Below are 7,188 nucleotides of genomic sequence, written 5' to 3'. Positions count from 1 at the left end.
CTGCGCGTGGCCATCCTGGCCTTCGGTACCTTGCTGCAGCCTGCCTTGAAGGCTGGCGAGGCTCTCGGGGCCACCGTGGCCAACATGCGCTTCATCAAGCCGCTGGACACCGAGCTGGTGGCCCAACTGGCCAAGGATCACGATCTGCTGGTGACGGTGGAAGAGGGCTGTGTGCAAGGCGGCGCTGGTGCTGCCGTGGCCGAGGCCTTGGCTGCGGCCGGCCTGAGCAAGCCTTTGATGCTGTTGGGCTTGCCTGATCAGTTCATCGAGCACGGTGAGCCAGGCAAGCTGCTGTCCATGTGCGGCCTGGACGCGGCTGGCATCGAGCAGTCCATCCGGACGCGATTGGCTGCAGTGCAGGCTTGATGCCCCGTAAGTGCTTGCTTGGGTCTGCCAGGCGGCCTTTCTGGTCCCAATAAAGACAAAGCCCTCGTGAGAGGGCTTTTGTCATGGGGGGCTTGCAGGGTGGGCGTCCCGTACCCTTCTGGCGCCGGTGTCAGGATGCGACAGGGGCTTCGGCAGAGGCCTCGCTGTCGCTGCTGCTGCAACTGCCGCCACAACCCGAGATGGCTTCCTCTGGCAGCTTCTCCGGGTTGCTGACTTCGCCCGTTTCGGGGTCATAGCCCATGGTCTTGAGGTGCAGGGCCAGGCCGAAGTCCATGTTCTGCGCGTGATGCGGAAACCAGATCGTCAGTTCGTGCGCCATCTGGCGAATGGGGGCGAAGTCGCCGGTTTTGCCAAGGTCCGCACCTTCGCGCAGCACCTTCAGCACCACGGCATGTTGCGAGCTGTGGCAGTTGCCGGGCGCAAAGCCGGTGTCCTTCATCCACTTGTCTTCGCGGGCGAAGTGGTCGTCGGTGTGGTCGATCAGTGCTTGCCAGTTGGCCAGCAGGCTGGCGTCGTCCGAGGCCTCGACCTTGGCCAGCAGGTCCACGAACTCCTGGTGGGTGGTGTCCATCACGGGCATGGACAGGGACAGGGCTTCAGACCAGACAAGCGTAGACATGGGGCGAGTTCCTCAATCGATGAGGGGCGAGCGTAGCGTCTGGCGCAGCGTGGGGTTTTGAGTTGGCGCAAGGGCGGCGCAGGGCTGGCGGCTTGCGCAAGCTAAGATGGCCGCCGTTTCACCATGAGGTTCACCTTGTTGCAGCGTTTTCGGTCATTGATCCTGTTCTGTATCTCCGGTGGCCTGGCGCTGTTTGTGGATATCGGCGTGCTGTATGTGAGCCGTCCGTGGCTGGGCAGCTATGGTGGGCGTGTGCTGTCTTTCCTGGCTGCCGCCACCTTCACCTGGCTGTTCAACCGCAACATCACTTTCAAAGGGCCGAAGGAGGGTAGTGTGCTCAAGGAGTACCTGACCTACCTGTCTTCCATGGCTGTGGGTGGCGCGATCAATTACGGCACCTATGCGGCTTGCATTCAGGCGTTTGAGATGGTGCGCCACCAGCCCGAATGGGGTGTGGCGATTGGCAGTGTCGTGGCGATGGGCTTCAATTTCATGTCTGCGCGGCGCATCATGAAAGGCACGAAGGCCTGAGCCATCATCAGCCACAAAAGCAAAAGGCCGTGGGCATGTGCCGCACGGCCTTAGTCATTGGGCGCTGAAGCGCCGCTGTTCTGGATCAGGCCAGACGAGTGCGATGGCGTGCCACCTGGGCGCGCACTTGCGCTGGCGCCGTGCCACCCAACGTGTTGCGGGCGTTCAGCGAGCCACGCAGGCTGAGCACGTCGTACACGTCTTGCTCAATGGCCGGGTTGTAGGCCTTGAGCTTGTCCAGCGGCAGCTCGGAGAGGTCCACGCCAGCGGCGATGGCGTCCTTCACAGCGTGCGCTACCACTTCGTGTGCGTCGCGGAAGGGCAGGCCCTTCTTGACCAGGTAGTCCGCCAGGTCGGTAGCGGTGGCGTAGCCCTTCTTGGCTGCGCGCTCCATGGCTTCGGGCTTGACGGTGATGCCAGCGGCCATCTCGGCGAAGATGCGCAGCGTGTCCTTCAAGGTATCGACCGTGTCGAACAAGGGTTCCTTGTCTTCCTGGTTGTCCTTGTTATAGGCCAGGGGCTGGCCCTTCATCAAGGTGATCAGGCCCATCAGGTGGCCGACCACACGGCCGGTCTTGCCTCGCGCCAGTTCGGGCACGTCGGGGTTCTTCTTCTGGGGCATGATCGACGAGCCGGTGCAGAAACGGTCGGCCAGGTCGATGAAGCCGAAGGACTGGCTCATCCACAGGATCAGCTCTTCGCTCAGGCGCGAGACGTGCACCATCAGCAATGCCGCAGCGGCCGAAAACTCGATGGCGAAGTCGCGGTCAGACACGCCGTCCAGGCTGTTCTGGCACACGGCTGGCCGACCGGCCTCGTCCACCATGCCCAGGGTCTTGGCGACGCGTTCGCGGTCCAGTGGGTAGCTGGTGCCGGCCAGGGCAGCCGAACCCAGCGGCAGGCGGTTCACGCGCTTGCGCAGGTCGATCATGCGTTCGGCATCACGGGCGAACATTTCCACGTAAGCCAGCAGGTGGTGGCCGAACGCCACGGGCTGGGCCACTTGCAGGTGGGTGAAGCCAGGCAGGATGGTCTCGGCGTTCTGCTCGGCCACGTCCACCAGGGCTTTTTGCAGCTCGATCAGCAGCAGGCCGATTTCGTCGATTTCACCACGCAGCCACAGGCGCACGTCGGTGGCGACCTGGTCGTTGCGCGAGCGGCCCGTGTGCAGGCGCTTGCCGGCATCGCCCACCAGTTGGGTCAGGCGGGCTTCAATGTTCAGGTGAACGTCTTCCAGGTCGAGCTTCCACTCGAAGGCGCCGGATTCGATCTCGGCGGTGATCTGGGCCATGCCCTTCTGGATGGACGCCCAGTCATCGGCACCGATCAAGCCTTGCGCGTTGAGCATCTCGGCGTGCGCCAGCGAGCCCTGGATGTCGGCCTTCCACAGGCGCTTGTCGAAGAACACGCTGGCGGTGTAGCGCTTGACCAGCTCGCTCATCGGCTCTGAAAACAGGGCCGACCAGGCCTGGGACTTCTTGTCGAGTTGGTTGGTGCTCATGGGGTAGGGTCCTGGATGTGGTCCGTAAAAAGTGGTCCAGCATCGCGCTCTTCGCGCAGAATGTGCAAACCATGGATTCTACTGAGCCCAAGGCCTCCGGCGCCAGCCAGGCCCCACAAGCTGCTGCCTGGGAGCTGTCTACCCAGTTTTCACCCACCCAGTTCGGGCCGGGGGCTGATGGCCGTCAGGCTCCGCCGTCACCTTTCGACGTGTGCCACGTGGGTGTGGTGCTGCGTGTCGTGCTGGGCGTGCAACTCGTGGTGGCATTGGGTGTGGCCTTTGCGTCTTCCTCTCCTGTGGATTGGCTGCACCGCTGGGCTCAGTCCACCGTGCAGACCTTGCCGAGCAGCCTGTTGTGGCTGGTGGTGGCGTGTGCCTTGCGCAAGCCGCTGACCAAAGCCAGCGAGGCTGTGCAATGGATGGCAGCCATGTTGCTGGGCGCGGTTTGTGGTGGCTTGGGGCAACTGCAATCGTCGTGGCTGGACATGGCCATGACGGGCACGCCTCTGGTGTGGGGGTGGCCGCAGCTGCCGTCCATGCTGACGGGTGCGGCTGTGGCCGCCGTGGGTCTGGCCTGGCTCAAGCAACGGGCCCGCAGCGAATTGCCGGCACACGCATCGGCTCGCCTGGCGGAGTTGCAGGCGCGCATCAGGCCGCATTTCCTCTTCAACACGCTCAACACGGCGATTGCGCTGGTGCAGATCGACCCGCAGCGCGCCGAGGCCGTGCTGGAGGATCTGGCTGAGTTGTTTCGGCAGGCCTTGTCGTCGCCCACCATGCGCACGACCTTGCGTTCGGAAATCGACCTGGCCCAGCGCTACCTCAGCATCGAGCAGTTGCGCTTTGGCGAGCGCGTGACCGTGCGCTGGGAACTGGATGACGAAGCGGGCCGTGCCGAAGTGCCCGCGCTCATCCTGCAGCCACTGGTCGAGAACGCCGTGCGCCATGGCATCGAGGTGTCGCCTCAAGGTGGCTGGATCGTGGTGCGGACCAAGGCACAGTCGGGCCAGGTTGTGTTGACGGTGAGCAACTCCGTGCCGGCTGAAACCCCCACCGTTTCGTCAGCCGGACACGGTATTGCTTTGCGCAATGTGCGCCAGCGCCTCAAGTTGATGCACGATGTCGAGGCCGAGTTCGAAGCCGGCCTGCAAGGCGGTGGGGATACGCGCCAGCCGCCCGTGTATGTGGTGCGCATGGTGGTGCCGCTGCCGCGCAAGGAGACCTCTCTATGAGCACCTTGAAAATTGTCATGATCGACGATGAGCCACTGGCTCGCATGCGCATCAAGTCGCTGCTGGCGCAAGCCAGCGTGCCCAATGAGCTGGTGGCCGAGTTCGGTGAATCGGTGACCGGGCTGTTGTGGTTGCAGGAGCAGGATCAGGCAGGGCATTCCCCCGATATGTTGCTGTTGGACATCCAGATGCCGGGGCTCGATGGCATGGTGCTGGCGGCCCGTTTGCGCGATCTCAAGCAGCCGCCTGCCGTGGTGTTCGTGACGGCGCATGCCGAGCACGCCCTGCGCGCCTTCGATCTGGCAGCGGCAGATTATCTGACCAAGCCAGTGCGCCTGGAGCGCCTGAACGCCACGCTGGATCGCGTGCACAAGCTGGCAGTTGCTCGACCAAGTGATGCAGCGACGCCAGAGACCTTGAGCGATGACGAGGTTTTCGTCGTACAGGATCGTGGACGTCTGGAACGCATCCCGTTGACGCAGATCCTCTACTTCAAGGCCGAGCAGAAGTACGTCACCTTGCGTACGGCCGAACAAAGTCACGTGTTGGCCGATTCGTTGACCGATCTGGAGCACAAAGTGGGGGAGCGCTTCATCCGCGTACACCGCAATGCGCTGGTATCCAGGCATGCCATGAAGGCATTGGAGCGACGCGCCGATGATGCCGATGGCGGCGAAGCATGGGCGGTGCAGGTGGTGCCGACTATGGAGTGGTTGTCGGTCTCACGCCGTCAGGTGACGGCGGTACGCGAGGCCATGGCCGCTCAGGGCTGAGCCTCGCGTCGGGCTGAACTCAGGCCACAGGGTCAGAAACCCAGGCTGGCCAGCAGATCGTCCACTTCGCCCTGGTTGGTGACGACGTCGGAGCGGCCTTCTGCATTGACCACAGGGCCTTCCAGCTTGATGCCGTCTTCTGTTGTGGTCACGGCGTGGCCTTGATTGTGTGCCGTCAGCGTGGCCTCCACCTTCTGGGCCTGTTCGGGCGGTGCGGCCTGAACCAGCAGCTTGACCAGTTGCGATTCCAGATCATTGGCCAGTTTCACAACCTTGGCCACCACCTGGCCGGTCAGGTCATGGAAGTCCTGCGCCATCATGATGTCGGTCAGGTGGCCGTCCACACGATGCGTGGTGGTCTCGACCTCTTGAACAAAGTTCATCACAGCACCGCTGGCGACGGCCTTGACCGGGTCGGCGACGATCATCTCGGCCAATCGGCGTGTTTCCGTGGCGATGTGTTCCTGATCGGCCTTGGCCTTGTCGACCAGATTGAGCACCTTTTCGGCCGCATCGGCTGTCTTGGTGGCGATGTAGGTCAGGCGGCTGCGCGCATCCGGCAGGTCTTCCACCGTGTACTTCAGATCAGGCAGCACACCCAGCATGTTGAGCGTGTCGTGCAGTTGCCTGGTCAGCGTGCCGAGTTGTTGGAAGATCTCGGGCGATGCTGCGGGCATCTGCATATTGTCTGGCAGGTCCATTTTCATGATGAACCTCCCGTTCAGGCCGTGGCGGCCAGTTTCTGCATGATCTTCTGGACCTTCTCTTCCAAGGTGGCCTTGGTGAAGGGTTTGACGATGTAGCCCGCCGCGCCGGATTGGGCGGCCAGCACGATGTCTTCCTTGCGGGCTTCGGCTGTCACCATCAACACGGGCAGGTGCTTGAGGCTGTCATCGGCCTTGATGGCCTTGAGCAGCTCGAAGCCGTTCATGTTGGGCATGTTGATGTCGCTGACCACGAAGTCGAATTTCGTGTTTTTCAGAATGTTCAACGCTGCGGCGCCATCTTCGGCCTCTTCGGCATTGTTGTAGCCGATCTCCTTGAGCAGGCCCCGGACGATCCGGCGCATGGTGGAGAAGTCATCCACGATGAGAAATTTCATGTCTGCGGGGTTGCTCATGGCTCATCCTTGTTTCAATCGGCGGCGTCCACAGTGTTGTGCCGCACTCGCTAGAGGCTTATCGACCACTGCCGGCCGGCCTTGAGGGTTTTGTGTCTTCTTCGTCGCCGTTATCGACGCCCTCAGGTGGAACCGATTCCGCACGGGCCGAGTCAAAGAAGCGGTCTTCGGCTTCCCGGTTCATCACGATGATGCTGATGCGCCGGTTCATCGGGCTTTCGGGATCGTCTTTTTCGTAGGGCACGCTCGATGCCAGGCCTTGCACGCGCAGCACTTTGCTGCCGGGCAGCCCCCCCGCTATCAACTCTCGTCTGGAGGCGTTGGCGCGATCGGCTGACAGTTCCCAGTTGCTGTAGCCCCGTTCGCCAGCGCTGAAGGCCTTGGCGTCTGTGTGCCCTTCGATCGTGAGCTTGTTGGGCACGCCTTGCAGAACGTGCCCGATCGATCTCAGGATGTCTTGCATGTAGAAGTTCACTTCTGCCGCGCCACTGTCGAACATGGGTCGATTAAGGTCGTCCACGATCTGAATGCGCAGGCCCTCGGCCGTGATGTCCAGCCGGATCTGCGTCTTGTATTTGGACAAGCGATCGTCGTTGGCGATCACTTCCTCGACTTTGGCCTTGAGGGCCCGCAGGCGCTCCGCTTCGGCTCGCGCCTGTTCCTGGCGGATGGCCTTCTTTCTGGCCTTTTCAGCAGCGGTCTCGGAGGATTTGCCCTTCTTCATCTGCCCGACCGCTTCGGTCAGGTTGTTGCCGCCGCCCTTGATCACGGAGCTGGCATCGCCCGCCCCCGAGCCACCAAAGAAGGCGACCTTGAGCGGCGAGTTGAAGTAATCGGCAATGCCCTTCTTGTCACCTTCTGTGGTGGAGCCCAACAGCCACATCAGCAGGAAGAAGGCCATCATGGCGGTCACGAAGTCGGCATAAGCGATCTTCCACGCACCACCGTGAGCGGCATGGCCACCCTTCTTGATGCGCTTGATGATGATCGGTTGGATCTTCTTCGAATCTCCGGCCATGGCTTAC

9 protein-coding genes are annotated in these 7,188 nt (G+C 62.3%); 4 read left to right on the top strand and 5 right to left on the bottom strand.

Going from position 1 to position 7,188, the window contains the following annotated elements; genetic code table 11:
* On the top strand, nucleotides 1-366 hold a 366-nt coding region (locus tag EPO09_RS15155), incomplete at its 5' end, for a transketolase C-terminal domain-containing protein (protein ID WP_290644164.1).
* Nucleotides 367-496: 130 nt separating this feature from the next.
* On the opposite strand, the gene EPO09_RS15150 is transcribed toward EPO09_RS15155, so the two are convergent.
* A complete protein-coding gene (locus EPO09_RS15150; RefSeq protein WP_290644163.1) occupies nucleotides 497-1,006 on the bottom strand; it encodes a hemerythrin domain-containing protein in 510 nt (169 codons plus the stop codon).
* Between the two features lie 135 nt (nucleotides 1,007-1,141).
* Here EPO09_RS15150 and EPO09_RS15145 point away from each other — a divergent pair, with 135 nt between their 5' ends.
* The gene (locus EPO09_RS15145) at nucleotides 1,142-1,537 is read left to right on the top strand and encodes a GtrA family protein (protein ID WP_290644162.1); all 396 of its coding nucleotides are present in this window, start codon (nucleotides 1,142-1,144) and stop codon (nucleotides 1,535-1,537) included.
* Between the two features lie 85 nt (nucleotides 1,538-1,622).
* Here the strand turns inward: EPO09_RS15145 and argH are convergent, their stop codons facing one another.
* A complete protein-coding gene (gene argH / locus EPO09_RS15140) occupies nucleotides 1,623-3,038 on the bottom strand; it encodes an argininosuccinate lyase (RefSeq protein WP_290644161.1) in 1,416 nt (471 codons plus the stop codon).
* Between the two features lie 71 nt (nucleotides 3,039-3,109).
* Between argH and EPO09_RS15135 the strand changes: the two genes are divergently transcribed.
* Together EPO09_RS15135 and EPO09_RS15130 are read left to right on the top strand one after the other, a co-directional pair.
* Entirely contained in the window at nucleotides 3,110-4,270 is a 1,161-nt protein-coding gene (locus tag EPO09_RS15135; RefSeq protein WP_290644160.1) for a sensor histidine kinase, read from the top strand.
* Nucleotides 4,267-5,043 carry a LytTR family DNA-binding domain-containing protein gene (locus EPO09_RS15130; RefSeq protein ID WP_290644159.1) on the top strand — a complete coding sequence of 259 codons (777 nt, stop codon included), beginning with the start codon at nucleotides 4,267-4,269 and terminating at the stop codon, nucleotides 5,041-5,043. Before EPO09_RS15135 ends, EPO09_RS15130 begins: the two co-directional genes overlap by 4 nt.
* A gap of 32 nt (nucleotides 5,044-5,075) precedes the next feature.
* Here the strand turns inward: EPO09_RS15130 and EPO09_RS15125 are convergent, their stop codons facing one another.
* Genes EPO09_RS15125 through motB form a run of 3 tightly spaced genes read right to left on the bottom strand, consistent with a single transcriptional unit; the run spans nucleotide 5,076 to nucleotide 7,181 of the window.
* Nucleotides 5,076-5,750: a protein phosphatase CheZ gene (locus EPO09_RS15125; RefSeq protein WP_290644158.1), complete on the bottom strand. Its 675-nt coding sequence runs from the start codon at nucleotides 5,748-5,750 to the stop codon at nucleotides 5,076-5,078.
* 14 nt (nucleotides 5,751-5,764) lie between these two features.
* On the bottom strand, nucleotides 5,765-6,163 hold the full coding sequence (cheY, locus tag EPO09_RS15120) for a chemotaxis response regulator CheY (RefSeq protein ID WP_290644157.1): 399 nt from the start codon (nucleotides 6,161-6,163) through the stop codon (nucleotides 5,765-5,767).
* Between the two features lie 58 nt (nucleotides 6,164-6,221).
* Entirely contained in the window at nucleotides 6,222-7,181 is a 960-nt protein-coding gene (motB, locus tag EPO09_RS15115) for a flagellar motor protein MotB (RefSeq protein WP_290644156.1), read from the bottom strand.
* Nucleotides 7,182-7,188: the final 7 nt, after the last annotated feature.

It is taken from the genome of Aquabacterium sp., from assembly GCF_004297345.1.
Lineage (GTDB): Bacteria > Pseudomonadota > Gammaproteobacteria > Burkholderiales > Burkholderiaceae_C > Aquabacterium.
Note: the sequence above shows the minus strand (reverse complement) of the source record. Positions and strands in the feature narration are given on the sequence as shown.

What these genes read in the sequence shown, in the direction of transcription:
- EPO09_RS15150 (WP_290644163.1), bottom strand. Translation starts at nt 1,006, where the DNA reads ATGTCTACGCTTGTCTGGTCTGAAGCCCTGTCCCTGTCCATGCCCGTG.
- argH (WP_290644161.1), bottom strand. Translation starts at nt 3,038, where the DNA reads ATGAGCACCAACCAACTCGACAAGAAGTCCCAGGCCTGGTCGGCCCTG.
- EPO09_RS15135 (WP_290644160.1), top strand. Translation starts at nt 3,110, where the DNA reads ATGGATTCTACTGAGCCCAAGGCCTCCGGCGCCAGCCAGGCCCCACAA.
- EPO09_RS15130 (WP_290644159.1), top strand. Translation starts at nt 4,267, where the DNA reads ATGAGCACCTTGAAAATTGTCATGATCGACGATGAGCCACTGGCTCGC.
- EPO09_RS15125 (WP_290644158.1), bottom strand. Translation starts at nt 5,750, where the DNA reads ATGAAAATGGACCTGCCAGACAATATGCAGATGCCCGCAGCATCGCCC.
- cheY (WP_290644157.1), bottom strand. Translation starts at nt 6,163, where the DNA reads ATGAGCAACCCCGCAGACATGAAATTTCTCATCGTGGATGACTTCTCC.
- motB (WP_290644156.1), bottom strand. Translation starts at nt 7,181, where the DNA reads ATGGCCGGAGATTCGAAGAAGATCCAACCGATCATCATCAAGCGCATC.